Source organism: Sphingopyxis flava (assembly GCF_900168005.1).
Lineage (GTDB): Bacteria > Pseudomonadota > Alphaproteobacteria > Sphingomonadales > Sphingomonadaceae > Sphingopyxis > Sphingopyxis flava.
The window spans coordinates 62,952-85,401 of the sequence record NZ_FUYP01000005.1; the positions used below are offsets into that span (position 1 = coordinate 62,952).

General features: G+C 64.6%; 22 protein-coding genes. 10 read left to right on the top strand and 12 right to left on the bottom strand.

The window, feature by feature from the left end; translation table 11 throughout:
- Nucleotides 1-35: 35 nt before the first annotated feature.
- The 8 genes from B5X69_RS05315 to B5X69_RS05350 all read left to right on the top strand — a co-directional run bounded on the left by B5X69_RS05315 (nt 36) and on the right by B5X69_RS05350 (nt 9,399).
- Nucleotides 36-1,325: an acyl-CoA dehydrogenase family protein gene (locus tag B5X69_RS05315; protein WP_079637660.1), complete on the top strand. Its 1,290-nt coding sequence runs from the start codon at nt 36-38 to the stop codon at nt 1,323-1,325.
- A gap of 108 nt (nt 1,326-1,433) precedes the next feature.
- Nucleotides 1,434-2,525, top strand: a complete 1,092-nt coding sequence (locus B5X69_RS05320; protein WP_079637661.1) for a Zn-dependent alcohol dehydrogenase — start codon at nt 1,434-1,436, stop codon at nt 2,523-2,525.
- Nucleotides 2,522-3,595, top strand: a complete 1,074-nt coding sequence (locus B5X69_RS05325) for a phosphotransferase family protein (RefSeq protein WP_079637662.1) — start codon at nt 2,522-2,524, stop codon at nt 3,593-3,595. Before B5X69_RS05320 ends, B5X69_RS05325 begins: the two co-directional genes overlap by 4 nt.
- Nucleotides 3,592-4,365: an SDR family NAD(P)-dependent oxidoreductase gene (locus tag B5X69_RS05330; protein ID WP_079637663.1), complete on the top strand. Its 774-nt coding sequence runs from the start codon at nt 3,592-3,594 to the stop codon at nt 4,363-4,365. The genes B5X69_RS05325 and B5X69_RS05330 overlap by 4 nt, the downstream gene beginning before the upstream one ends.
- Nucleotides 4,366-4,367: 2 nt before the next feature.
- Nucleotides 4,368-5,171: an SDR family NAD(P)-dependent oxidoreductase gene (locus tag B5X69_RS05335; RefSeq protein ID WP_079637664.1), complete on the top strand. Its 804-nt coding sequence runs from the start codon at nt 4,368-4,370 to the stop codon at nt 5,169-5,171.
- Nucleotides 5,172-5,182: 11 nt separating this feature from the next.
- On the top strand, nt 5,183-6,130 hold the full coding sequence (locus B5X69_RS05340; protein WP_079637665.1) for an aldo/keto reductase family protein: 948 nt from the start codon (nt 5,183-5,185) through the stop codon (nt 6,128-6,130).
- A complete protein-coding gene (locus tag B5X69_RS05345) occupies nt 6,127-7,329 on the top strand; it encodes a serine hydrolase domain-containing protein (protein ID WP_245798608.1) in 1,203 nt (400 codons plus the stop codon). The genes B5X69_RS05340 and B5X69_RS05345 overlap by 4 nt, the downstream gene beginning before the upstream one ends.
- Before the next feature lie 36 nt (nt 7,330-7,365).
- Nucleotides 7,366-9,399, top strand: a complete 2,034-nt coding sequence (locus tag B5X69_RS05350) for a 3-hydroxyacyl-CoA dehydrogenase NAD-binding domain-containing protein (RefSeq protein WP_079637667.1) — start codon at nt 7,366-7,368, stop codon at nt 9,397-9,399.
- Between the two features lie 105 nt (nt 9,400-9,504).
- On the opposite strand, the gene mmsB is transcribed toward B5X69_RS05350, so the two are convergent.
- From mmsB to B5X69_RS05395, 9 genes are all read right to left on the bottom strand, one after another.
- On the bottom strand, nt 9,505-10,383 hold the full coding sequence (mmsB, locus tag B5X69_RS05355; RefSeq protein WP_079637668.1) for a 3-hydroxyisobutyrate dehydrogenase: 879 nt from the start codon (nt 10,381-10,383) through the stop codon (nt 9,505-9,507).
- Nucleotides 10,377-10,634 (bottom strand): hypothetical protein, encoded by a 258-nt coding sequence (locus B5X69_RS05360; RefSeq protein WP_139375671.1) that lies wholly within the window; start codon nt 10,632-10,634, stop codon nt 10,377-10,379. Before B5X69_RS05360 ends, mmsB begins: the two co-directional genes overlap by 7 nt.
- Entirely contained in the window at nt 10,631-11,413 is a 783-nt protein-coding gene (locus B5X69_RS05365) for an enoyl-CoA hydratase-related protein (protein WP_079637814.1), read from the bottom strand. The genes B5X69_RS05360 and B5X69_RS05365 overlap by 4 nt, the downstream gene beginning before the upstream one ends.
- A gap of 16 nt (nt 11,414-11,429) precedes the next feature.
- Nucleotides 11,430-12,476, bottom strand: coding sequence for an enoyl-CoA hydratase/isomerase family protein (locus tag B5X69_RS05370; RefSeq protein ID WP_079637670.1), 1,047 nt, complete (start codon nt 12,474-12,476; stop codon nt 11,430-11,432).
- Nucleotides 12,473-13,618, bottom strand: a complete 1,146-nt coding sequence (locus B5X69_RS05375; protein ID WP_079637671.1) for an acyl-CoA dehydrogenase family protein — start codon at nt 13,616-13,618, stop codon at nt 12,473-12,475. Before B5X69_RS05375 ends, B5X69_RS05370 begins: the two co-directional genes overlap by 4 nt.
- Entirely contained in the window at nt 13,615-14,046 is a 432-nt protein-coding gene (locus B5X69_RS05380; RefSeq protein WP_079637672.1) for a RidA family protein, read from the bottom strand. Before B5X69_RS05380 ends, B5X69_RS05375 begins: the two co-directional genes overlap by 4 nt.
- Nucleotides 14,009-14,314 carry an I78 family peptidase inhibitor gene (locus tag B5X69_RS05385; protein WP_079637673.1) on the bottom strand — a complete coding sequence of 102 codons (306 nt, stop codon included), beginning with the start codon at nt 14,312-14,314 and terminating at the stop codon, nt 14,009-14,011. The genes B5X69_RS05380 and B5X69_RS05385 overlap by 38 nt, the downstream gene beginning before the upstream one ends.
- 27 nt (nt 14,315-14,341) lie before the next feature.
- Complete coding sequence (locus B5X69_RS05390) at nt 14,342-14,878, bottom strand: hypothetical protein (RefSeq protein WP_245798610.1); 537 nt, start codon at nt 14,876-14,878, stop codon at nt 14,342-14,344.
- Between the two features lie 69 nt (nt 14,879-14,947).
- On the bottom strand, nt 14,948-16,441 hold the full coding sequence (locus tag B5X69_RS05395) for a CoA-acylating methylmalonate-semialdehyde dehydrogenase (RefSeq protein WP_079637674.1): 1,494 nt from the start codon (nt 16,439-16,441) through the stop codon (nt 14,948-14,950).
- Between the two features lie 98 nt (nt 16,442-16,539).
- Between B5X69_RS05395 and B5X69_RS05400 the strand changes: the two genes are divergently transcribed.
- A complete protein-coding gene (locus tag B5X69_RS05400) occupies nt 16,540-17,424 on the top strand; it encodes a LysR family transcriptional regulator (protein WP_079637675.1) in 885 nt (294 codons plus the stop codon).
- Between the two features lie 9 nt (nt 17,425-17,433).
- Here B5X69_RS05400 and B5X69_RS05405 read toward each other — a convergent pair whose 3' ends face one another.
- Both B5X69_RS05405 and B5X69_RS05410 read right to left on the bottom strand, forming a co-directional pair.
- Complete coding sequence (locus B5X69_RS05405) at nt 17,434-18,750, bottom strand: MFS transporter (protein ID WP_079637676.1); 1,317 nt, start codon at nt 18,748-18,750, stop codon at nt 17,434-17,436.
- A gap of 32 nt (nt 18,751-18,782) precedes the next feature.
- A complete protein-coding gene (locus B5X69_RS05410) occupies nt 18,783-19,571 on the bottom strand; it encodes a 2-keto-4-pentenoate hydratase (protein WP_079637677.1) in 789 nt (262 codons plus the stop codon).
- A gap of 168 nt (nt 19,572-19,739) precedes the next feature.
- Here B5X69_RS05410 and B5X69_RS05415 point away from each other — a divergent pair, with 168 nt between their 5' ends.
- On the top strand, nt 19,740-20,798 hold the full coding sequence (locus B5X69_RS05415; protein ID WP_079637816.1) for a LacI family DNA-binding transcriptional regulator: 1,059 nt from the start codon (nt 19,740-19,742) through the stop codon (nt 20,796-20,798).
- A gap of 19 nt (nt 20,799-20,817) precedes the next feature.
- On the opposite strand, the gene B5X69_RS05420 is transcribed toward B5X69_RS05415, so the two are convergent.
- Nucleotides 20,818-22,413, bottom strand: coding sequence for a family 43 glycosylhydrolase (locus B5X69_RS05420; RefSeq protein WP_079637678.1), 1,596 nt, complete (start codon nt 22,411-22,413; stop codon nt 20,818-20,820).
- Nucleotides 22,414-22,450 lie beyond the last annotated feature (37 nt).

Sequence of the window (22,450 nt, forward strand, 5' to 3'; positions counted from 1 at the left end):
AGGCTTACGTGAACGTAAAGGGAAAGGAAGCACCGATGGATTTCGACCTCACCGAGCGGCAGAAGCACTGGCAGGGCCGCGTGCGCGAATTCATCGAGCGCAAGATCCGCCCCGCCGTGGCCACCTACAAGGAGCAGGACCGCACCGGCGACCGCTGGAAGGTCATCGAGGTCGTCGAGGACCTCAAGGCCGAGGCGAAGGCCGCAGGCATCTGGAACCTGTTCATGCCGCCGCGCAGCGCCGCGCACCATCATGTCGACGAAAGCTTCGAGTTCGACGGCCCCGGGCTCACCAACCTTGAATATGCGCTGTGCGCCGAGGAGATGGGACGCGTGGGCTTTGCAAGCGAGGTGTTCAACTGCTCAGCGCCCGACACCGGGAATATGGAGGTGTTCCACCGCTACGGCACGCGCGCGCAGAAGGAGCGCTGGCTGAAGCCGCTCATGAACGGCGAGATTCGCTCCGCCTTCCTGATGACCGAGCCCGCAGTTGCCTCGTCCGATGCGACCAATATCGAGACGCGCATCGAGCGCGACGGGGACGACTATGTCATCAACGGCCGCAAATGGTGGTCGTCGGGCCTCGGCGACCCGCGCTGCAAGGTCGCGATCGTGATGGGCAAGACCGATTTCGGCGCGAAGCGCCACCAGCAGCAGTCGATGCTCGCAGTGCCGATGGACACGCCCGGGATCAGGGTGCTGCGCCACCTTCCGGTCTTTGGCTATGACGACGCGCCGCACGGCCATATGGAGGTCGAGCTCAAGGACGTGCGCGTCAACGCCGAAGAGGCGATGCTGCTCGGCGAAGGCCGCGGCTTTGAAATCGCGCAGGGCCGCCTCGGGCCGGGCCGCATCCACCACTGCATGCGCACGATCGGCGTCGCCGAGGAAGCGCTTGAAAAAATGTGCAAGCGGCTCCAGTCGCGCGTCGCCTTCGGCAAGACCATTGCCGAACATAGTATCTGGGAACAGCGGATCGCACGCGCCCGCATCGACATCGAGATGACGCGCCTCCTTTGCCTCAAGGCGGCCGATATGATGGACAAGATCGGCAACAAGGCTGCCGCGGCCGAGATCGCGATGATCAAGGTGCAGGCGCCGAACATGGCGCTCAAGATCATAGACGACGCGATCCAGGCGCACGGCGGCGGCGGCGTATCCGACGATTTCGGTCTCGCCAACGCCTATGCCCATCAGCGCACCCTGCGGCTTGCCGATGGACCTGACGAGGTACACGCGCGCGCCATCGCACGGATCGAACTTGCCAAGCATGCGCCCGTGAGCGACCCCGGCTTTTCGTCGGGGGACATCGGGGTGTCGCGCTAACCCCCTCCGCCTCGCGGGCGGGCCGGGGGAGGGCCCGGCCCGGTTCGCATTTCCAATCCCCTCCCCTGCCCCGCCGCGCAAGCGGGAGGGGACGAACGGAGATTTCAGATGACCAAAGCCGCTGTCCTGATCGAACCCGGCAAGCCGCTCGCCATCGAGGAGGTCGTCGTCGACAAGCCCGGGCCGCATGAGGTGCGCATCCGTACGGCCGCGTGCGGGCTTTGCCATTCGGACCTGCATTTCATCGAGGGCGCCTACCCGCATCCCCTTCCCGCCATCCCCGGCCACGAAGCCGCGGGCATTGTCGAGGCGGTCGGCAGCGAGGTGCGCACCGTGAAGCCGGGCGATGCGGTCATCACCTGCCTTTCTGCCTTCTGCGGCCACTGCGAGTTCTGCGTCTCCGGGCGCATGTCGCTATGCATGGGCGGCGATACACGGCGGCCGGCGGGCTCGGCGCCCCGGATCACACGCCCGGACGGATCGCCCGTCAACCAGATGCTGAACCTCAGCGCCTTTTCGGAGGTGATGCTCGTTCACGAACATGCCTGCGTCGCGATCGATCCCGACATGCCGCTCGACCGCGCCGCGGTGATAGGCTGCGCGGTAACCACCGGCGCGGGCACGATTTTCAACGCCTGCAAGGTGACGCCGGGCGAAACGGTCGCGGTCGTCGGCTGCGGCGGCGTGGGACTTGCGACAATCAACGCAGCAAAGATCGCCGGCGCGGGGCGCATCATTGCCGCCGATCCGGTGCCCGAAAAGCGCGCGCTCGCACAAAAGCTGGGCGCGACCGACGTCGTGGACGCCCTTGCCGACGATGCCGCGAAGCAGATCGTCGAAATTTCGAAGGGCGGCGTCGACCATGCGATCGAGGCAGTCGGCCGCCCCGCCTCGGCGAACCTTGCCGTGGCCGCGCTTCGCCGCGGCGGCACCGCGACGATCCTTGGCATGATGCCGCTTTCGGAAAAGGTCGGGCTTGGCGCCATGGACCTTCTTTCCGGCAAGAAATTGCAGGGCGCGATCATGGGCGGCAACCGATTCCCGGTCGATATCCCGCGGCTCGTCGATTTCTACCTGCGCGGGCTGCTCGACCTCGACAGCATCGTTGCTGAAACAATCCCGCTCTCACAGATCAACGAAGGGTTCGACAAGATGAAGAAGGGTGACGCCGCGCGATCGGTGATCATATTCGACCAATGACGACGGAGCTCGACGCGCAGAAGGCTTTCAGCGGCACCGTCGCGCCCGAGGGCGCCGACATCCTCGACGAGGCGAAGCTGACCGCCTGGATGGAAGCCAATGTCGAGGGGTTCAAAGGTCCGCTGACTCAGAGCAAGTTTGCGGGCGGCCAGTCGAACCCGACCTACAAGATTTCGGCGCCATCGGGCCATTATGTCCTGCGCCGCAAGCCCTTCGGCCCGCTCCTTCCTTCGGCCCATGCGGTCGACCGGGAATATAAGGTCCAGTCGGGGCTGCATAAAATGGGCTTCCCTGTCGCACGCCAATATGGCCTGTGCACGGACGAGAATGTCATCGGCAGCTGGTTCTATGTGATGGCGATGGTCGACGGTCACACCATCTGGGACGGCGCAATGCCGGGCTCGACGCCGGAGAACCGCCGCGCCACCTATTTCGCGATGATCGACACGCTCGCGGCGCTCCACAATGTCGATGTCGAGGCAGCGGGCCTTGCCGACTATGGCAAGCCCGGCAATTATTTCGGCCGCCAGGTCGACCGCTGGACCAAGCAGTACCGGCTCTCCGAAACCGAAACGATGGACGAGATGGAGCAGCTGATCGCCTGGCTGCCCGCGACGCTCCCCGAACAGACGCGCACCAGCGTCGTTCACGGAGATTATCGCATCGACAACATGATCTGGGCCAAGGACCGCGCGCAAGTGCTCGCGGTGCTCGACTGGGAGCTGTCGACTTTGGGCGATCCGCTCGCCGATTTCACCTATGTCGCAATGGCGTGGGTGACCGAGAATGGCGGGCGGTCGGGCGTCATGGATATCGACCGCAAGGCGCTCGGCATTCCCGAGCTCGACGAGGTCGTCGAGCGCTACTGCCAGGCTACGGGACGAAACGGCGTGCCCGATATGAACTGGTATTTTGCCTATAATTTCTTCCGCCTCGCCGGGATCATGCAGGGGATCAAGAAGCGCGTCATAGACGGCACCGCTTCCTCGGCCCACGCGAAGGCGATGTCCGAACGCGTCCTGCCGCTCGCCGAGAAGGCGTGGGACTTTGCCCGAAAGGCCGGCGCATGAGGCTGTTCGACATGACGGGCGAGGTGGTCCTGATCACCGGGTCGTCACGCGGCATAGGAAAGGCGATCGCCGAAGCGATGGCCGAGCATGGCGCGAAGGTCGTGATCTCGAGCCGCAAGCAGGACGCCTGCGATGCGGTGGCTGCCGAGCTCAACGCCCGGCACGGACCGGGCACAGCGATCGCGGTCGCGGCCAATATTTCATCGAAGGAGGCGCTTCAGCATCTGGTCGATGAAACCCTCGCCGTCTTCGGTCCGGTCACCTCGCTCGTGTGCAACGCGGCTTCGAACCCCTATTATGGTCCTTCGGCGGGGATTAGCGACGAGCAGTTCCGCAAGATCCTCGACAACAACATCATTGCCAACCACTGGCTGATCCACATGTGTGCGCCCGCGATGCTCGCCGCGGGCAAGGGATCGATCACGATCATCAGCTCGATCGGCGGCCTCAAGGGCTCGTCGATCCTGGGGGCCTATGCGATCTCGAAGGCTGCCGACATGCAGATGGCGCGCAACCTCGCCGACGAATTCGGGCCGCAGGGCGTGCGCGTCAATTGCATCGCGCCTGGCCTCATAAGGACCGATTTCGCACGCGCGCTCTGGGAGAATCCCGACACGCTGGAGGTGTCGACGCGCCGCGCCTCGCTGCGCCGCATCGGCGAGCCGCACGAGATCGCGGGCGCCGCAGTTTTTCTCGCAAGCCCGGCGGGCGGCTTCACCACCGGCCAGACGATCGTCATTGACGGCGGCAACACTTCGAGCGGAGGATGAGCATGGGCGCATTGGACGGCAAGATCGCGATCATCACCGGAGCAGGCTCCGGCATCGGCCGCGCGAGCGCGCTGCGCTTTGCCGCCGAGGGCGCAAAACTGGTCATTGGCGACAAGACAGCGGCAGTTCACGACACCGCGAAGGCCGTGAAGGAAGCCGGCGGCGAAGCCGTCGCGCTCGAAATCGACGCCGGGGTCGAGGCCGATGTGGCAAAGCTCGTCGCAACCGCGATCGAGACCTATGGCGGGCTCGATATCGCCTTTGCCAATGCCGGGATCATCGGCGACATGGGGGGCATATTCGACATCACGCCCGAGGGATGGGCCGAAACGCTGCGCGTTAATCTGATTGGCCCCGCCTTGATGGTGAAACATGCCGGCAAGGCGATGGTCGATCAGGGTCGCGGCGGCGCAATCGTGCTGACCGCAAGCGTCGCAGGGATCAATTCAGGCGCGGGCCCCGCCGCCTATTCGGCGTCGAAGGCGGGCGTCATCAACCTCGCCAAGACTGCGGCGCAGCAGATGACGAGCGCCAATGTCCGCGTCAACGCGATCTGTCCCGGCCTGACCGAGACCGGTATGACCAAGCCGACCTTCGACTATGCGAAGGAAAAGGGCGTCACACACAAGATCGGGCAGCTCAATCCGCTGAAGCGTGCCGGCCAGCCCGAGGAGCTCGCCAATGTCGCTCTCTTCCTCGCAAGCGACCAGGCGAGCTATGTCAACGGACAGGCGATCGCGGTAGACGGCGGTCTTACCAGCTCGCATCCGGTGACGCGGCAGTTGCTGGGCCAGACCTCGCACTAGGAGCAGATGCGATGCAGTACCGGGAGCTTGGCGACAGCGGCATCCGCGTTTCGGCTATCTGCCTCGGCAGCTGGCTGACCTATGGCGCCGGGGTCGACGACAGCGCGGGGCAGGCCTGCATCGACGCGGCCTTCGATGCCGGAATCAATTTCATCGACACTGCCAACGTTTATGGCATCGGCGCAGCAGAGGAATTTCTCGGCCGCGCGCTCGAGGGGCGACCGCGCGACTCCTATATTCTTGCGACCAAGCTCTTTTTCCCCATGTCAAAGACCGACAGGGGCTTGTCGGCGCCGCAAGTTGCAAGGCAGATCGACGCGAGCCTGGCGCGGCTTCGGACCGACTATGTCGATCTCTACCAATGCCACCGCTATGACCCCGACACTCCGCTCGAAGAGACGATGGCGGCGCTGAGCACGGTGGTGCGGAGCGGCAAGGCACGCGCGATAGGCTTTTCCGAATGGGCACCCGACCAGATCGAAGCCGCGCTCGCGCTTGCACCCCCGCACGTCAAATTTGTGTCGAGCCAGCCGCAGTACAGCCTCCTCTATCGCCGGATCGAGAAAAAGGTCGTCCCGATCAGCATCGCCAGCGGCATCGGCCAGATCGTCTGGTCGCCGCTCGCGCAGGGTGTGCTGAGCGGCAAATACCGCCCCGGCGCCGCGCTTCCCGAGGGGAGCCGCGCAGCGAGCGACGACGCGCATTTCATGCGGCAGTTCCTCGCCGATCCGGTGCTCGAGGCGGTGCAGAAGCTCGCCCCGCTCGCCGAACGCGCGGGATGCACGATGGCACAGCTCGCGATCGCCTGGGTGCTCGCGCAGCCCGGCATCACCAGCGCAATCGTCGGCGCGAGCCGGCCCGATCAGCTCCGCGAGACCGCCGCAGCCGCCGACCTCGCCATCGATCCGGCGCTACTCGCAGAGGCCGCCACCATTCTCGAAGGAGTGCGAATTACGTGAGCCACGGCATGGACAAGACGCGCCTCGATCGCATCCCGGCATTTCTCGCGGCGAAATATGTCGACACCGGACGCTTGCCTCATGCCGCGACGCTCGTGTCGCGCCGCGGCGATATCGCGCACCGCTCGTGCATCGGCGAAGCACGGCCCGGCGAGGCGCTTCAGGAGGATGCGATCTTCCGCATCGCCAGCATGACCAAGCCGATTACCAGCATCGCGTTCATGATGCTCCTTGAGGAAGGCAAGGTCGCCCTGTCCGATCCGCTTGTGAAATTCTGCCCCGAATTTCAGAATACCGGTGTTTTCGTCGCAGGCGGCGGCAACGCCCCTTTCCTGACCCGCCCGCCGGCACGCCCGATCCTGATGGTCGACCTGCTGCGCCACACCGCGGGACTGACCTACAGCTTTCAGGAGCGTACGCCTGTCGACGCTGCCTATCGCAAGACCAAGATCGACGATTTCGACGCCGATTACACGATGGACAGCTTCATTGCGAGGCTGGCCGAGATTCCACTCCAGTTCGACCCAGGCGCGCACTGGAATTATTCGATGGCGACCGACGTACTCGGCGCGGTGATCGAGCGGATCGAGGGCAAGTCCTTCGCGCAGGTCCTCAAGGAGCGCATCTTCGACCCGCTCGGCATGGTCGACACGGGCTTCAAGGTGCCAGCCGACAAGCAGCACCGCCTGACCGACGCCTACGCCTTTCACCCGAAGGAGAAGATGCGGCAATTCGACGCCGGACAGCGCAGCCGCTGGGCCAAGGATCGAAGCTTCCACTCGGGCGGCGGCGGGCTCGCCTCGACGCTGGACGACTATCACCGCTTCTGCCTGATGCTGCTCGCAGGCGGCAAGATGGGTGATGTACGGATCATCAGCCGCAAGACGCTCGACCTCATGACCTCGAACCATCTCGTCGGCGGCGGCGACCTCACCCAGCACAGCGTCGGCATTTTTTCCGAAGACGAGAATGCGGGGGTCGGCTTCGGCCTCGGTTTTGCGGTTACGCTCGACCCGGCACGCGCGGGTATCCCCGGGTCGGCGGGCGATTTTTACTGGGGCGGCATGTTCTCGACCGGCTTTTTCGTCGACCCGGTCGAGCAGATCTGCATGGTCTTCATGACCCAGCTCATGCCCTCTTCCACCTATCCCGTGCGGCGTGAGGTGAAGACCCTCGTTCACGCTGCGATCGACGACTGAGATTTTTTCGATTTTTCCAGACCAAGGAGTTCTCCCATGTCCGATGAAACCCCCGTCAGCGTCACGATGGAGAAGGACGGCGAAGTCGCCGTCGTCATCGTCAACAACCCCCCGGTCAACGCGCTGTCGTGGCACGTGCGCGAAGGGCTGAAGACCCATTTCGAGGCCGCGCTCGCCGATGACAGCGTCAAGGCGATCGTGCTGCGCTGCGACGGCGGCACCTTCATTGCCGGCGCCGACATCAGCGAATTCGGAAAAGCCCCGCGCGGCCCGGACTTCAATGCGGTCCTCAACATGGTCGAAGCCGCGAACAAGCCGGTGGTCGCCGCGATCCACGGCACGGCACTCGGCGGCGGGCTCGAGACCGCGCTCGTTTGCCATTATCGCGTCGCGGTTCCCTCAGCGAAGCTCGGCGTCCCCGAAGTCAAGCTGGGTCTGTTGCCCGGCGCGGGCGGCACCCAGCGCCTGCCCCGCGTCGTCGGCGTCGAGGCGGCAGCCACCATGACCTCGCTCGGCGAGCCGCTGCCCGCTGCAAAGGCGAAGGAACTTGGACTCGTCGACGAACTGGCGGGTGAGGATAGCCTCGCCGCCGATGCGATCGCCTTTGCGCGCGCCAAGATTGCGGACGGCCCGCGCCCGACCCGCGAACGCGCGGTGTTCGGCGACGTCGGCGTGATCGAGGAGCTCAAGACCAAGAATGCAAAGCGCTGGCGCGGCTTCGATGCGCCTTATGCCAACCTCGCCTGCGTCGAGGCCGCGACGCGTCTGCCTTTCGAGGAAGGACTCGCCTTCGAACGCCAGGAATTCATGAAGCTCATGATGGGCAGCCAGTCGGCGGCCCAGCGCCACATCTTCTTCGCCGAACGCCAGGCGGCGAAGATCGACGGTCTGCCCAAGGACATCAAGCTGCGCGACGTTAAGAAGGTCGGCATCATCGGTGCCGGCACGATGGGCGGGGGCATCATGATGAACTTCCTGCAGAAGGGCTTTGCCTGCACCATCGTCGAGATGCAGCAGGAGGCGCTCGACCGCGGGCTCGGTGTCGTGCGCAAGAATTATGACGCCAGCGCAGCGAAGGGCCGCTTCAAGCCCGAGCAGGTCGAGCAGATGATGGGGCTCATCACCCCGTCGCTCGACCTCGAAGCGCTCGCGGACTGCGATCTCATCATCGAGGCCGTCTATGAGAATATGGATGTGAAGAAGGAGATTTTCGGCAAGCTCGACACGATCGCCAAGCCGGGCGCAATTCTCGCGTCGAACACCTCCTATCTCGATATCAACGAGATTGCGGCATCGACGAGCCGCCCCGGTGACGTGCTCGGCATGCACTTCTTCTCGCCCGCGAATGTCATGAAGCTGCTCGAGGTCGTGCGCGGCGACAAGACCGCCGACGACGTGCTTGCCACAGCCATGTCTATTGGCAAGAAGATCGGCAAGGTCGCCGTCGTCGCCGGCGTCTGTCACGGCTTCATCGGCAACCGCATGCTCGCGCCGCGCCAGATCGAGGCGCAGAAGCTGCTCCTCGAAGGTGCTACCCCTGCGCAGGTCGACAAGGTCCACGTCGATTTCGGCATGCCGATGGGCCCGTTCCAGATGAGCGACCTTGCCGGCGTCGACATCGGCTGGCACCGCGACCCCAACCGTATCGAGAGCATCCGCGATGCGCTGTGCGCGGAGGGCCGCTGGGGACAGAAAAAGCAGGCCGGCTTCTACGATTATGACGACAAGCGCAATCCGTCGGAAAGTGCGCGTGTCGCAGAGATCATAGGCGAGTTCCGCAAGAAGGCGGGAATCGAAACGCGCCAGATCAGCGAGCAGGAAATCATTGAGCGCACCCTATATCCGATGGTCAACGAAGGCGCGCTGATCCTCGCGGAAGGCAAGGCGCAGCGCGCGAGCGACATCGATGTCGTCTGGATCTACGGCTACGGCTGGCCTGTCTATCGTGGCGGCCCGATGTTCTGGGCGGGGCTGGAAGGCACCGACAAGATTGCCGCGGCGCTGGAAAAGCACGGCTTTGAGGTCGCGCCGCTGCTCAAGGAAAAGGCAGAGGCTAAAAGCGGCTTTTAAAGCCGGCTCACCTCCGCTGGACATCGCCGCCTGACCCCCGCGTCAGGCGGCGTTTCCCTTGTCGCGTCGGTACGCTTTCGCGCCTTGGGGCCGAGCGCCTCGCAATCAGCCCTGCAAGGTCCGGATGATCGCCGAGAAGTCGTGACCACCCTCATCGGCCGCGACGAACGCCTCGTAGAGCTCGCGCGCCTTTGTTCCCATCGGCACATCGGCATCGACGCTGGCGGCCGCTTCCATTGCGAGGCGCAGGTCCTTGAGCATCAGCGCCGCTGCGAAACCGCCCTTGTAATCATTGTCCGCGGGCGTGGCCGGACCCACGCCGGGCAGCGGCGCATAGCTCGTGAGCGACCAGCATTGCCCCGACGACACGCTGGCGATGTCGAAGAATTTCTGCGGGTCGAGCCCCAGCTTCTGCGCGAGCGCCAGGGTTTCGCACGTTGCGATCATCGAAGCGCCGAGCAGCATATTGTTGCAGATCTTCGCGGCCTGCCCCGCGCCCGCGTCGCCGGCGTGGATCACCGCCTTGCCCATCTTTGCCAGAATCGGTTCGGCGCGCGCAAAGCCCTCATCGGTGCCGCCGACCATGAAGGTGAGCGTGCCCGCATTCGCGGCTGCAATGCCGCCCGAGACGGGCGCGTCGACTGCGACGAGACCCTTGGCGGTCGAGGCCTCGATGTTCGCCCGCGCGGTCGCAACGTCGATGGTTGAACAGTCGAGCAGCAAGGTGCCTGGCGCGGCGTTCGGGAAGACGTCGCTTTCATAGACGCCCGCAACATGCTGGCCCGCGGGAAGCATCGTCACGACGGCTTCGGCGCCGGCGACCGCCTCGGCCGCCGAAGCCGCACGAACGCAGCCGGCGTCCACGGCGCGCGACAGCGCCTCTTCGCTGAGATCGAACGCGCGGACGTCATGTCCCGCTTTCGCCAGATTCGCGGCCATCCCGCCGCCCATGTTACCGAGTCCGATAAAGGCGATTTTCATAATAGTTCCAATTCATCCAGAATGATGGCCATCCCGGCGAGGATGAAAAACGGGCCCAGAATGAACCCGAGGATGGCCTGAAGATTTTTGAGAAACCAATCGAGCTTCGTCAGCGGCATCGATTCTTCACCGGTCGACCGCAGAATAGCGACTTCCAGCATGCTGATCGTCTCTTGTTTCCTGTATCGCCAGTGGTTCCAGCCGACCGAGAGGGCGACTGCACCGATAACCAGCGAGACGAGGCCCGCGATCACCGCCCCTTCCACACGCCTTCGCGCTTCTCGATGAAGGCGGCCATGCCTTCGGCCTTGTCCTCGGTCGCGGCGAGAATCTGGAACAGGCGGCGTTCGTATATGAGGCCCTGGTCGAGCGTCGTCTCGAACGCGGCGTTGACCATGTCCTTGTTCACCATTGCGGCCATCGGGGGCATCGAGGCAATCAGGCTCGCGGTCTTCACTGCGTCATCGACGAGCGTTTCGTGCGGTACCACGCGCGCGACGAGGCCCGAGCGTTCGGCCTCCCCGGCGTCCATCATCCGGCCGGTCAGGCACATCTCCATCGCCTTCGCCTTGCCGATCGCGCGGGTCAGCCGCTGCGACCCGCCCATGCCAGGCGCGACGCCGAGCTTGATTTCGGGCTGGCCAAACTTCGCCTTCTCCGACGCGATGATGAAGTCGGCCATCATCGCAAGCTCGCAGCCGCCGCCAAGCGCGAAGCCGTTGACCGCGGCGATCCACGGCTTCCTGACCTTCTTCACGAAATCGCTCGTCCATTTGGAGAAGAAGTCCTCGAGATAGAAATCGGCCGCCGGCTTGTCGGCCATCTCCTTGATGTCAGCACCCGCTGCGAACGCCTTGTCGCCTGAACCGGTGAGCACAGCGCAGCGCTGGCCGGGGTCGGCCTCGAACGCCGCGAAGGCCGCGATCAGCTCGTCGAGCACGCCAGAGTTGAGCGCGTTCAATGCCTGCGGACGGTTCAAGGTCACCAGCGTGACGGCGCCCCGCTGTTCCACAAGTATGGTTTGGTAGGTCATCTTCTTCTCCATCGATTCACGCGAGCGGCGTCCATGTCTCATCGGCCGGCAGCGGCGCAAAGATCGCGTCAATCCATTCGTCGGTCACGGCGTCCGCACTCGGCGGATTCCATTTCGGGCTGTTGTCCTTGTCGACGATCAACGCGCGGACACCCTCGAGGAAGTCGTGCATCTGGACGACGCGGCTGCCGATCGCATATTCCTGCACCATCTCGGCTGCGAAATCGGGCATCGTCGCGCCTTCGCGAAGCTGGCGAAGCGCGACCTTGCAGGTCTGCGGCGATTTGGTGTGGAGCGCATGGAGTTCTTTTGCGGCCCACTCGCTTCCGTCCTTTTCCAAAGCTGCGAGGATGTCCTCATAGCGGTCGCTCGCGAACAGGCGATTGATCTTGTCGATCCGGCCCGTAATCGCGGCAGGCGGTGCGGTGACCGACAGCTCGCCCAATATGCCGCCGATACGGTCGGGATGTGCTGCGATGCGCTCTTTCGCCTCGGCGAGCCGCTCGGAGGGCAGATAGTGGGTCGCAAGGCCGAGCGCGAGGCACTCAGCGCCGTCGAGCCGCGCACCGGTAAGTGCGAGAAAGACGCCGACGCGCCCCTCAAGCCGCGGCAGATACCAGCCGCCGCCAACGTCGGGAAACAGGCCGATTCCGGTCTCGGGCATCGCAAAGCGCGTGTGCTCGGTCGCGACGCGATACTTCGCCGGCTGCGAGATGCCGACCCCGCCGCCCATGGTGATGCCGTCCATGAAAGCGACCACGGGCTTGGGATAGGTGAACAGTAAATGGTTGAGGCGATACTCGGTGTGAAAGAAGGCGCGCGCCTCCTTGCCATCCTTCGCGCCGCTCTCAGCGAGCATACGGATGTCACCGCCGGCGCAAAACCCCCGGCCCTCGCTATGGTCGATCGCGACCGCCTCGATGGCGGCATCATCGCGCCATGCCAAGAGCGCCTCGGTCATCGCCTCGCACATCGGCAGGTTGAGCGCGTGGATTGCCTTCGGCCGGTTGAGCGACAGGCGGCCGGCGCGGCCCTCCACAGAAATCAGAACATCTTCGGTCATTGGCGCAGCAAGTCCCTTCCCACAATCATCCGCATCACCTGATTGGTCCCCTCGAGGATCGAGTGAACGCGCAGATCACGCCAGAAGCGCTCGATCGGATAATCCTTCAAATAGCCATAGCCGCCGAAAAGCTGGAGGGCGCGGTCCACCACCGCGCTGCCATTGTCGGTCGCGAGGCGCTTCGCCATAGCCGAGAAGCGGGACTTGTCGGGCGCGTTCGCGGTGACCTTCGCCGCGGCGAGGTAGAGCAGGGCGCGCGCGGCTTCGAGGTCGGTCGCCATGTCGGCGAGCATGAACTGGGTATTTTGGAAATCGGAAATCGGCTGCCCGAACTGCTGACGATCCTTTGTATAGCCGATCGCTTCGTCGAGGCAGCGCTGCGCCCCGCCGAGCGAGCATGCCCCGATATTGAGCCGCCCCCCGTCGAGCCCCGCCATCGCGAAACGAAAGCCATCGCCCTCGGCCCCGACCCGATTTTCAACCGGCACCTTCACATTGTCGAGGATGACCTGCGCGGTGGGGGACGCGTTCCAGCCAAGCTTGCGCTCCTTCGCGCCAAAGCTGACGCCTTCCATGTCCTTTTCAATGACGAGGCACGAAATGCCCTTCGGCCCGGGCTGCCCGGTGCGCACCATCGTCACATAGATGTCGTTCACCCCGGCGCCCGAGATGAACTGCTTGGTGCCGTTGACGACATAATGATCGCCCTCGAGCTTCGCCGTCGTTTTGAGCGCCGCGGCATCCGAGCCGGAGCCCGGTTCGGTGAGGCAATAGCTTGCCATCTTGTCCATGGTGACAAGATTGGGGAGGAACTTGCCCTTCACCGCGTCGCCGCCGAACCGGTCGATCATCCAGCTCGCCATATTGTGGATCGAGACGAAAGCACTTGTCGCGGGGCAACCATAGGCCATTGCTTCCATGATCAGCGCCGCCTCGAGACGGCCGAGACCGATGCCGCCCGATTCCTCGCTGACATAGATTGCGGCAAAACCAAGCTCGGCCGCCTGCTTGATCACGTCGCGCGGGAAATGCCCCGTCTCGTCCCACTCTGCGGCGTGGGGCGTGATGGCGTCGGCAGTGAATTTGCGCGCCATATCCTGAATGGCAAGCTGGTCGTCGGTGAGTTGAAATTGGTCGGTCATGCTCTTTTCTCGATGATGGCCTCGGCCTCGATTTCGACTTTCCATTCGGGGCGGAGCAGCGCCGACACGACGACCATCGTCGCGGCGGGCCGGACATTGCCGAACATGGCCCCATGCGCGCGGCCGACAAGCTCGGCATCGCCGGGGTCGGTGATGTACATGCGGGTGCGCACGACATCAGCAGGATGACTGCCGAGCGCGGCGAGCGCTTCGCTGATGATCGTCAGGCAGCGCGCTGCCTGCACTCCGGCATCGCCCACGGTAGAGGAGCCGTCGGCCTCGATCGGTGCGCAGCCTGCGACGTCGATGCGGTTACCCACCCTAACCGCACGGCTGTAGCCGTAGACCGGTTCGAAAGGGGAGGCGGAGCTGTGGGTTTGACGCGAGCTTTCAACCACAGCTGATCTGCGTGATCTTGTAGGCGTCATCGTACATGACGTTCACCCGGTCCTGACGATAGTCCATCGTCATCGCGGAGCGCGGCGGGCCCCAGCGCAGCGTGCGCGCGCCCGTGGCCTTCCGGATCACGCTGCCCAGTTCGGCCGTTGCTGTCTGGCCGACATAGGACTGCACCGCGTCGGCGTTACAGGTCATCTCGGCAGTCGGCGGAGGCGGCGTTGATCCGGTGGAAACATCGCCCGCGGCGCAGGCGGCAAGCGGCAAGGCAGCGGCGATTGCGATCCAGCGACTGTTCATGGTCAACTCCCTCTCATCCATCACCGCTCAGGCGGTGCAGCGCGTATAGCGCATCGGTTCAGCGGGGACACCCTCGCCATAATCGCGGCGGACCAGCACCTTGCCACCGTCCTCCAGCGCGAGCAGCACCAGCCGGTCCCATTCCTCGCCTTCGCCGCTGAATTTGTAGTCAGCGATGATGCGCTTCGGGCTGCGCTCGCGCACCCGGGCAAGCTCACCGACTGATTCGAAGAAGCGCAGCGTGCTGGCATCGATCACAAGCGCGGTGAGGTCTGTGCCGCGCGGTGCCGCGCAATCGGCCGCCTTGAGCGCCCAGCGCCCCTGGATCGCAGTGGGAATTGCCTTCTCGCCGCTGCCGATGCCCGGATCGGGCGCGGCGGGAGGTGTCACCGACGGGTCAGGCCTATAGGCGAGGTCTGCATCCGCCGCTGAGGCAGCGGGTGCGGGTTCCGCCGGCGCGTGTGCCGGCGCAGATCCTTCGGCGGTCTCGGCGGGCTGCTTCTCATCCTCGCCGCTGCTGCACGCGGCAAGCATCAGCACCATGGCAGGGATCATCCAACGCATCATCGTCATTCTCCTTTGCACAGAAGAATGCGCTATGCGACGGCGCGGTTTCATCGCCTGCCCGGCCTCTCAGCCCATGGTCGGGATGACGAAGGCGTTCGACCCGTCGCCGCCCCCATCGGGCCAGCGCGCCGTGACCGTCTTGATCCTGGTCCAGAATTTGACGCCTTCCATGCCGTGCTGGTTGGTGTCGCCGAAGGCCGAGCGTTTCCAGCCGCCAAAGGTGTGATAGGCGACGGGCACCGGGATGGGCACGTTGATACCGACCATCCCGACATTGACCCGCTGGGCGAATTCGCGCGCCGCGTGACCGTTGCGTGTGAAAATGGCGACGCCGTTGCCATATTGGTGCTTCGACGGCAGTTCGAGCGCGCTTTCAAAGTCGGGGGCGCGGACGATCTGGAGGACCGGGCCGAAGATCTCTTCCTTGTAGCTTTCCATGTCGGGGGTGACATGGTCGAAGAGCGTCGGGCCGACGAAGAAGCCTTCCTCATGCCCCTGGAGCGTGAAGCCGCGGCCGTCGATGACCAACTCGGCCCCCTCCTCGGCGCATTTCTGGATCCAGCCTTCGACCTTCGCCTTGTGGGCGGCCGAGACGACGGGGCCGTAATGCGCCTCGGCATCGGTCGACACGCCGACGCGCAGCGCCTCGATCGCGGGAACCAGCTTTTCGCGAAGCCGGTTCGCGGTGTCTTCGCCCACCGGGACGACGACGGGCAGCGCCATGCAGCGCTCGCCCGCCGAGCCGAAGGCGGCGCCGGTGAGGTCGTTCACCACCTGGTCGAGGTCGGCGTCGGGCATCACGATGCCGTGGTTCTTCGCGCCGCCCATCGCCTGCACGCGCTTGCCGTTCGAGACGCCGCGGTTGTAAACATAGTGCGCGATGTCGGAGGAACCGACGAAGCTGACAGCCCCGATGTCGGGGTGGTCGAGAATCGCATCGACCATTTCCTTGTCGCCGTGAACCACTTGCAAGATGCCCTCGGGCAGCCCCGCCTCGAGCATCAGTTCGCCGAGCCGCACCGGCACGCTCGGATCGCGCTCGCTGGGCTTCAGGATGAACGCGTTGCCGGTCGCGATCGCGGGGCCGAACATCCACATCGGGATCATCGCAGGGAAGTTGAAAGGGGTAATGCCCGCGCCGATACCGATCGGCTGGCGCATGGAGTAGACGTCGATCCCGGGGCCGGCACCCTGCGTATATTCGCCCTTCAGCACATGCGGAATACCGCAGCAGAATTCGATGACGTCGAGCCCGCGCTGCACATCGCCGCGCGCGTCGGCGACCACCTTGCCATGCTCGCTCGCCAGCAGTTCGGCAAGTTCGTCGATATGGGCTTCGACAAGGCGCTTATAGTCGAACATCACGCGCGCGCGGCGCTGCGGATTCACCGCCGCCCAGGCGGGCTGCGCCGCCTTCGCCGCCGCGACCGCCCGGTCGAGGAGCGCCGCGTCTCCGAGCGCGACCGCGGCCTGAACGCCGCCATTGTTCGGGTCGAAAATATTACCCTGGCGCGCGCTACCGCCCGCTCCGCCGACGATATGATGGTCGATCTGTCGCATCTTCGAGTCTCCCGTATGTCCTTGCCGTCCGCCACAGACCAAGACCGGGCCGATTGCAAGGGATAGACTTGCAGCATGATACTGCATATGTGCAGCTTATGGATTGGGACAAGCTGCAATATTTCCTGTCAGTCGCGCATCACGGGACACTCGCGCGCGCGGCGCAGGCGCTGCATGTCGACCCGACGACGGTCAGCCGGCGGGTGAGCAGTCTCGAGGCTGACCTCCAGCAGACACTGTTCGAGCGCGCGCCCGCGGGCTTTGCGTTAACCGCGGCTGGCCGCGCCCTGTTGCCGCATGCCGAGGCGATGGCGGCGGCGGCGGCGCGAATTCACCGGGCCGAGGGGCGATCCGACCTGTCGGGGCAGCTTCGCATCAGCGTCTCCGAAGGCTTCGGCAGCAGCTTCATCGCGCCGCGGCTCGCGGCTTTCGTCGCCGCGCATCCCGAGATCGAGATCGACCTCGTCGCCTCGTCGGGCTTTCTCAACCCCTCGCGGCGCGAAGCCGACATGGCCGTGCTGCTCGCGCGGCCGCGCAAGGGCCCGCTGCTGACGCGCAAACTCGCCGATTACAGCCTCGGCCTCTATGCCCCCGCAGACAGGCCCGATTGGCGAAAGGCGGTCGAGCAGGCGCCGCTGTCGCGCGCGGGGATCGCGGTGATCGGCTATATGCCCGACATTCTCTACGCCCCCGAACTCGATTATCTGGGCGAGATCGAGCCCGGACTGCGCGCCACGGTCCGCTCCTCCTCGATCCTTGCGCAAAGACGCATGATCGCGAGCGGCGCGGGAGTCGGGGTGCTGCCCTGCTTCCTCGCCGCCGAGGACACCGCGCTGGTACGCGTGCGCCCCGATCAGACGATCGGTCGCAGCTTCTGGCTTGCGCTTCACCGCGACGTCGCGCCGCAGCCGCGCGTCCGCGCCTTCATCGAGTGGCTTGATGCCCAGGTACGCGAGGGGCGCGAACTGCTGGTGCCGTCCTGACCCCTCCCGTCACGCCGCCCGCGCTTCGCTTTCGACGCTTACCTGCGCCAGCCGGGGGCTTAGCAGGTGAATCGCGCCCACGGCGAGGAAGTAGACCACGGTGCAGGCCGCAAAAATGATCGTGTAGTTGCCGCCGGTCGCATCGAGGACGAGACCGGTCGATTTCGCCATGATCATCCCGCCGATACCGCCCGCGAAGCCGCCGAGCCCGATCACCGATCCGACCGCGCGTTTCGGGAACATGTCGGGGGGAATCGACAGGATGGTCGACGAGAAAGCCTGGTGCCCCGCGAGTGCGATTCCGATCAGCACTACCGCAAGCCACATATTGTCGAGCCCGGAGACGAATAGCAAAGGCAGCACACAGCAGCCAGCTCCGAGCATCGTCGCCTTGCGCGCGAAATTGACGCTGCGACCGGTGTGAATCAGCTTTGACGATACCCAGCCGCCGATGATGCTGCCCGCGTCGGAGAGAAGATACATGATGATCATCGGCAACAACACAATCTTCAAATCGACGTCATAGGTGTCGGCGAAATATTTGGGCAGCCAGAAAAGCATCAGGAACCAGACCGGATCGGTCAGGAATTTGCCGATCGCGAACGCCCAGGCTTCGCGCTTGGTGACGACGCGGCCCCAGCCGATCTTTTCCACCTGTTCGGGCGGATCATGCTCGATCCAGGCAAGCTCGCCCTCACTCACCCGTCCGGTGTCCCGCGGGTTGCTGTATTTCCAGAGCCACAGGATGAGGAGGAGGAGGCCGACCAGCCCCGAATAGATGAAGGTCTCGCGCCAGTCGAACCCCATCCCCACCATGAAGAGCGAGATAGCTGGCGCGGTCAGGATAACACCGATAGTGGTCGCGCTGTTGACCCAGCCGATCGCGTAGGCGCGCTCCTTTTGCGGAAACCATTCGCTCGACGCGCGGACGACTGCCGGGAAGTGCCCCGCCTCGCCAACGCCGAGCATGGCGCGCGCGAACATGAAGGAGGCGACCGAACTTGCAAATCCATGAGCAGCATGGCCGACCGTCCAGATGGCGATTGCGATTGCGTAGCCGATGCGGGGGCCGAAGCGATCGATCAGCCAGCCCATGAACAGATAGCCAAGGGCATAAGCCGCCTGAAAGGCGGTGACGATGTTGCCATAGTCATTCTCGGTCCAGCCGAGATCGTCCCCCAGCGTCGGCGCGAGCAGGCCAAGCATCGTTCGGTCGATATAGTTGACCGTCGTCGCGGCGAACAGAAGCGCAATGATCGTCCACCGATAGTGCCCCGTCCGGGGCACCGGCGGCGGAGCCGCTTCGTCTGCGAAGGCCTGCGCCATATGTCTCTCCCGTCCTTATTCTATAGGTTCGTCTATAGGCTTTCGATCGTACAGCCGACGCGGATCTTTCCGTCGAACAGCGCATCGGCCCGCTGGCCCGGCCGGATTTCGTGGACACCGGTGATGGCCCCCGTCGACACCCAGGTGCCGGGAGCGATCGCTATGCCGCGTGCGCGCAAGGTGCGGATGAGGAACAGCGCGGCACCGAACGGGCCGTCGAGCATCGTCGCCATCGTCGCCGCGCCAACGCTTTCGCCGTCGATATGGAATTCGACCGGCATGGCGAGGAGATCGCGCTCACGCCAGTCAGCAATCGCCGGACCGAGCACCAGTCCCTTGTTGTTGCCATAGTCGGACGCGGTAACCGCAGGCCCGTGATCATTGATCCCCGGAAAGGGCGAGCTCGCAACCTCGATCCCCGTGCGAAGCTCGACCACCAGATCCTTGACCGATGCCATGTCCCACGCGCGGTCGCCGACCTCGCCGAGACAAAGCAGCACTTCGGCCTCGGCCGCAGCAAACCCCTCCGCGTAGACCGGCATGGCCGGAGATTCCCCGGCGCTTCCATCGACGATCTCGTCGGTGAAGATCGGCCCCGTCAGCCGGTTGTCGCCATAGCGCTCGACGAGCGGGGCCGCGATCCGTCCGACCTTCCACCCGCCGATACGGCGCCCGTCGAGCGCGATTGCGGCATCCTGAATCGCATAGGCATCCGCCATCGTCTCGGGAACCGCGCCCGGATACAGGGTAAGCGGTGTCTTTTCGGCGCGCGCGGCGACGAACGCCTTGGCCACATTTTCCTGTTCGCTGGTCGCCCGCATCGTGATGATTTCCCTCTTTCGTAGAAAGCGTCTAAAAGACACCGGTGTCAAAAGCAAGCGAATAGCCACGCTCCCGGTTGATTTTGCGTGGGCGAACGCTCACTAGGATTTTTGACCGGGCAGGAATTTCAGGGGGTTTGGCGGCCCGGCGAAGAGAAAGCGGACGATATGGCGGCGCGCACGGGCGGACAGGGCGGCAAACAACCAACGATCAACGACGTGGCGGCACTCGCCGGGGTTTCCAAAAAAACCGTCAGCCGCGTCATCAACCGGTCCGAATTCATCAGCGAAAAGACGCGGCTCGCGGTACAGAAGGCGATCGAGACGCTGGGCTTCGTCCCTAATCCACAGGCGCGCGCACTCGCCTTTCGCCGCAATTTTCTGATCGCCCTGCTCCACGACAACCCCAACGCGCAGACGGTGCTGAATTTCCAGCAGGGCGTGCTCGACGCGATCAAGGATAGCGACCTTGCACTGCTTGTCCGGCCGGTCGATCGCGGGTCGGACAAGATGCTCGACGATGTCCGCACCTTCCTCGAAAAGCAGCGGCCGATCGGCGCGATGCTGTTGCCGCCGATTTCGGAGAACGACGAACTGGCGAGGCTCTGCGAAGATCTTGGCGTACGTTATGTTCGCGTCGGATCGGCGTTGCTCGATGATGCGAAGCATTGCGTGTCGTCGAACGACCGCGAAGTGGTGGGCGAAGCGGTACGACGGCTCATCGCGCTGGGCCATCGGCGCATTGGCTTCGTGCGCGGCCCGGCGGGCTTCCGCTCTGCCGCGGAGCGTGAAAAGGGGTTTCGCGAGGCATTGGCCGAGGCCGGGCTGCGCCTTGCCGACGAGCATTATGCGCCGGGCAATTACCGCTACACCGCCGGGATCGAGGCGGGCGAAAAATTGCTGTCGCTCGCCGAGCCGCCAACCGCCATTTTCTGTTCGAACGACGAGATGGCGGCAGGGGTGATGAGCGTCGCGCACGGCAAGGGCATTGCCGTGCCCGGCCAGTTGTCGATCATCGGTTTCGATGATTCGCCGACCGCGACGCATATCTGGCCGACGCTGAGTACCGTGCGCTGGCCGATCCGCGAGATGGGGGTGCGCGCAGCGCGCACGCTGGTTGCCGATTTTCTGGGTCCCAGTGCGCGCATCCCCGACGGCGAAAGCCCTGTTCTCGCCTCGACCTTCGTCGAGCGCCAGTCAGTGGCGCCGCCCGCTGGCAAAGCCTAGCGAGCGCCAGCCAGACCCGTTACCCGAGCGCGCGGAAGGTGAAGTTCGAAAAGCGCGCCTCGCCATCGCCCGCAGAATAGAGGCCGGGCCGGAGCATCAGGAAGCCGCCGCGGACATTGTGATGGTAGCCTGACACCTCCATGCCGCGGTCGAAGCGCACCCATGTCTTTCCGCCGTCGCCGCTCGTGTCGTAGGTCACGATATGGCGGTCGTTGGTGACGCGCATCCGCATCCGCCGCCCATGCGGATTGGCGGGGCGGCCGCGTTCGATGCCATATTGATGGGTGACGAAGCGCTCGGCATCGAAACCGAGCCCGCAATAAAGACGATCATCGTAGAAGAGGATCAGTCCCGCGGTACCGCCCGGCGAAATCTCGATGTCGCATTCGAAGCGGTAGGCCTGGTCGCCCGCGATCAGGAGCAGCGGCGATGAATCGACCGGCGCAGAACCTCGCGCTTTCAGGACGAGGACGCCGCCCTCGACCCGGGCACGGCTACGCTCGTCGGGAGCGGGGCGGAAGAAATTCCATTTGGCACCAAGGTCGAGCGAGGCGAAATCGTCTGAGAGCGCCATGCCGTGCGGTCCGGAGGTGCCGCCCGCTGGCGTGGCGAGCGGGCGAGACAGGTCGCCGCCGGTCATGCGGAACCATCCGTCGGCCGTCCATTCGACCGGATCGAGCAGGGTCTGGCGGCCAAGCGTCCAGAAGCCCGCCTCATAACCATGATAGACGCTCCACCAGTCGCCCCCCGGCCCCTCGACGAGCGTGGCATGGCCGCGCGACCACCATTTCTCGTCATGCGACTGCGTGCGGACGACCGGATTGTGCGGACAGTCCTCCCACGGCCCGTGGATCGAGCGCGATCGCGCGGCAATGACCATATGCCCCGTGGGAGGCCCCGCCGTGCCGCCGACTGCAGTGATCATGTAGAACCAGGCGCCGCGCCGGAGGATTTTCGGTCCCTCGGGCGAGAAACCCTCGACCACCCAGTCAGCGGGATAATGCCAGGGGTCGTAGACATGCTCGGGCTCGCCAATGCGGCGAAGCCCATCGTCCGACAGGCGCACGCGGTCGCCGCCTGACAGAAAGAGCCAGCGCGATCCATCCTCTCCGACAGCATGGCCAGGATCGATATGATCGGGCAGATCCAGGTCGACCGGCTCACTCCACGGTCCCTCGATGCGGTCGGCCCAGATGACCCAGCTTGTGTTCGGACCCTTGGTCGGAATGTAGAGATAATAGCGCCCCTCATGCTTGCAGAGTTCGGGCGCCCAGACCGATCCGATATTGCGTGTCAGCGCGGGACCGACGGGACGCCAGTTCACGAGATCGCGTGAATGCCAGATGACGAGTCCGGGATAGGAATCGAAGGTCGAGAAGGTCATATAGTAATCGCGCCCGTCCTTCAGGATCGACGGATCGGGATGATCGCCGGCCATGACAGGGTTGAGGAAACGCCCGTCGCCAAGATCGGCCTTGCGCTGCCCGTCGAGCCCGGTGGCCCAGCGCGGCGGCGCAGGCAGACGACAGGATGAAGGACCGGCCTTTCCCGATCCCTCGGCGGCCCCTGGAACAAACGCCGAGCCGAGGAGGCCCGCCCCGGCGAGCTTGATCATGTCGCGGCGACCCGTCACTCATGCCTCCGATAAAAAT

What these genes read in the sequence shown, in the direction of transcription:
- B5X69_RS05370 (WP_079637670.1), bottom strand. Translation starts at nt 12,476, where the DNA reads ATGACCGAAGATGTTCTGATTTCTGTGGAGGGCCGCGCCGGCCGCCTG.
- B5X69_RS05365 (WP_079637814.1), bottom strand. Translation starts at nt 11,413, where the DNA reads ATGACCTACCAAACCATACTTGTGGAACAGCGGGGCGCCGTCACGCTG.
- B5X69_RS05320 (WP_079637661.1), top strand. Translation starts at nt 1,434, where the DNA reads ATGACCAAAGCCGCTGTCCTGATCGAACCCGGCAAGCCGCTCGCCATC.
- B5X69_RS05335 (WP_079637664.1), top strand. Translation starts at nt 4,368, where the DNA reads ATGGGCGCATTGGACGGCAAGATCGCGATCATCACCGGAGCAGGCTCC.
- B5X69_RS05405 (WP_079637676.1), bottom strand. Translation starts at nt 18,750, where the DNA reads ATGGCGCAGGCCTTCGCAGACGAAGCGGCTCCGCCGCCGGTGCCCCGG.
- B5X69_RS05375 (WP_079637671.1), bottom strand. Translation starts at nt 13,618, where the DNA reads ATGACCGACCAATTTCAACTCACCGACGACCAGCTTGCCATTCAGGAT.
- B5X69_RS05350 (WP_079637667.1), top strand. Translation starts at nt 7,366, where the DNA reads ATGTCCGATGAAACCCCCGTCAGCGTCACGATGGAGAAGGACGGCGAA.
- B5X69_RS05325 (WP_079637662.1), top strand. Translation starts at nt 2,522, where the DNA reads ATGACGACGGAGCTCGACGCGCAGAAGGCTTTCAGCGGCACCGTCGCG.
- B5X69_RS05315 (WP_079637660.1), top strand. Translation starts at nt 36, where the DNA reads ATGGATTTCGACCTCACCGAGCGGCAGAAGCACTGGCAGGGCCGCGTG.
- B5X69_RS05410 (WP_079637677.1), bottom strand. Translation starts at nt 19,571, where the DNA reads ATGCGGGCGACCAGCGAACAGGAAAATGTGGCCAAGGCGTTCGTCGCC.
- B5X69_RS05330 (WP_079637663.1), top strand. Translation starts at nt 3,592, where the DNA reads ATGAGGCTGTTCGACATGACGGGCGAGGTGGTCCTGATCACCGGGTCG.
- B5X69_RS05390 (WP_245798610.1), bottom strand. Translation starts at nt 14,878, where the DNA reads ATGCGTTGGATGATCCCTGCCATGGTGCTGATGCTTGCCGCGTGCAGC.
- B5X69_RS05385 (WP_079637673.1), bottom strand. Translation starts at nt 14,314, where the DNA reads ATGAACAGTCGCTGGATCGCAATCGCCGCTGCCTTGCCGCTTGCCGCC.
- B5X69_RS05415 (WP_079637816.1), top strand. Translation starts at nt 19,740, where the DNA reads ATGGCGGCGCGCACGGGCGGACAGGGCGGCAAACAACCAACGATCAAC.
- B5X69_RS05420 (WP_079637678.1), bottom strand. Translation starts at nt 22,413, where the DNA reads ATGATCAAGCTCGCCGGGGCGGGCCTCCTCGGCTCGGCGTTTGTTCCA.
- B5X69_RS05340 (WP_079637665.1), top strand. Translation starts at nt 5,183, where the DNA reads ATGCAGTACCGGGAGCTTGGCGACAGCGGCATCCGCGTTTCGGCTATC.
- B5X69_RS05395 (WP_079637674.1), bottom strand. Translation starts at nt 16,441, where the DNA reads ATGCGACAGATCGACCATCATATCGTCGGCGGAGCGGGCGGTAGCGCG.
- B5X69_RS05400 (WP_079637675.1), top strand. Translation starts at nt 16,540, where the DNA reads ATGGATTGGGACAAGCTGCAATATTTCCTGTCAGTCGCGCATCACGGG.
- B5X69_RS05380 (WP_079637672.1), bottom strand. Translation starts at nt 14,046, where the DNA reads ATGACGCCTACAAGATCACGCAGATCAGCTGTGGTTGAAAGCTCGCGT.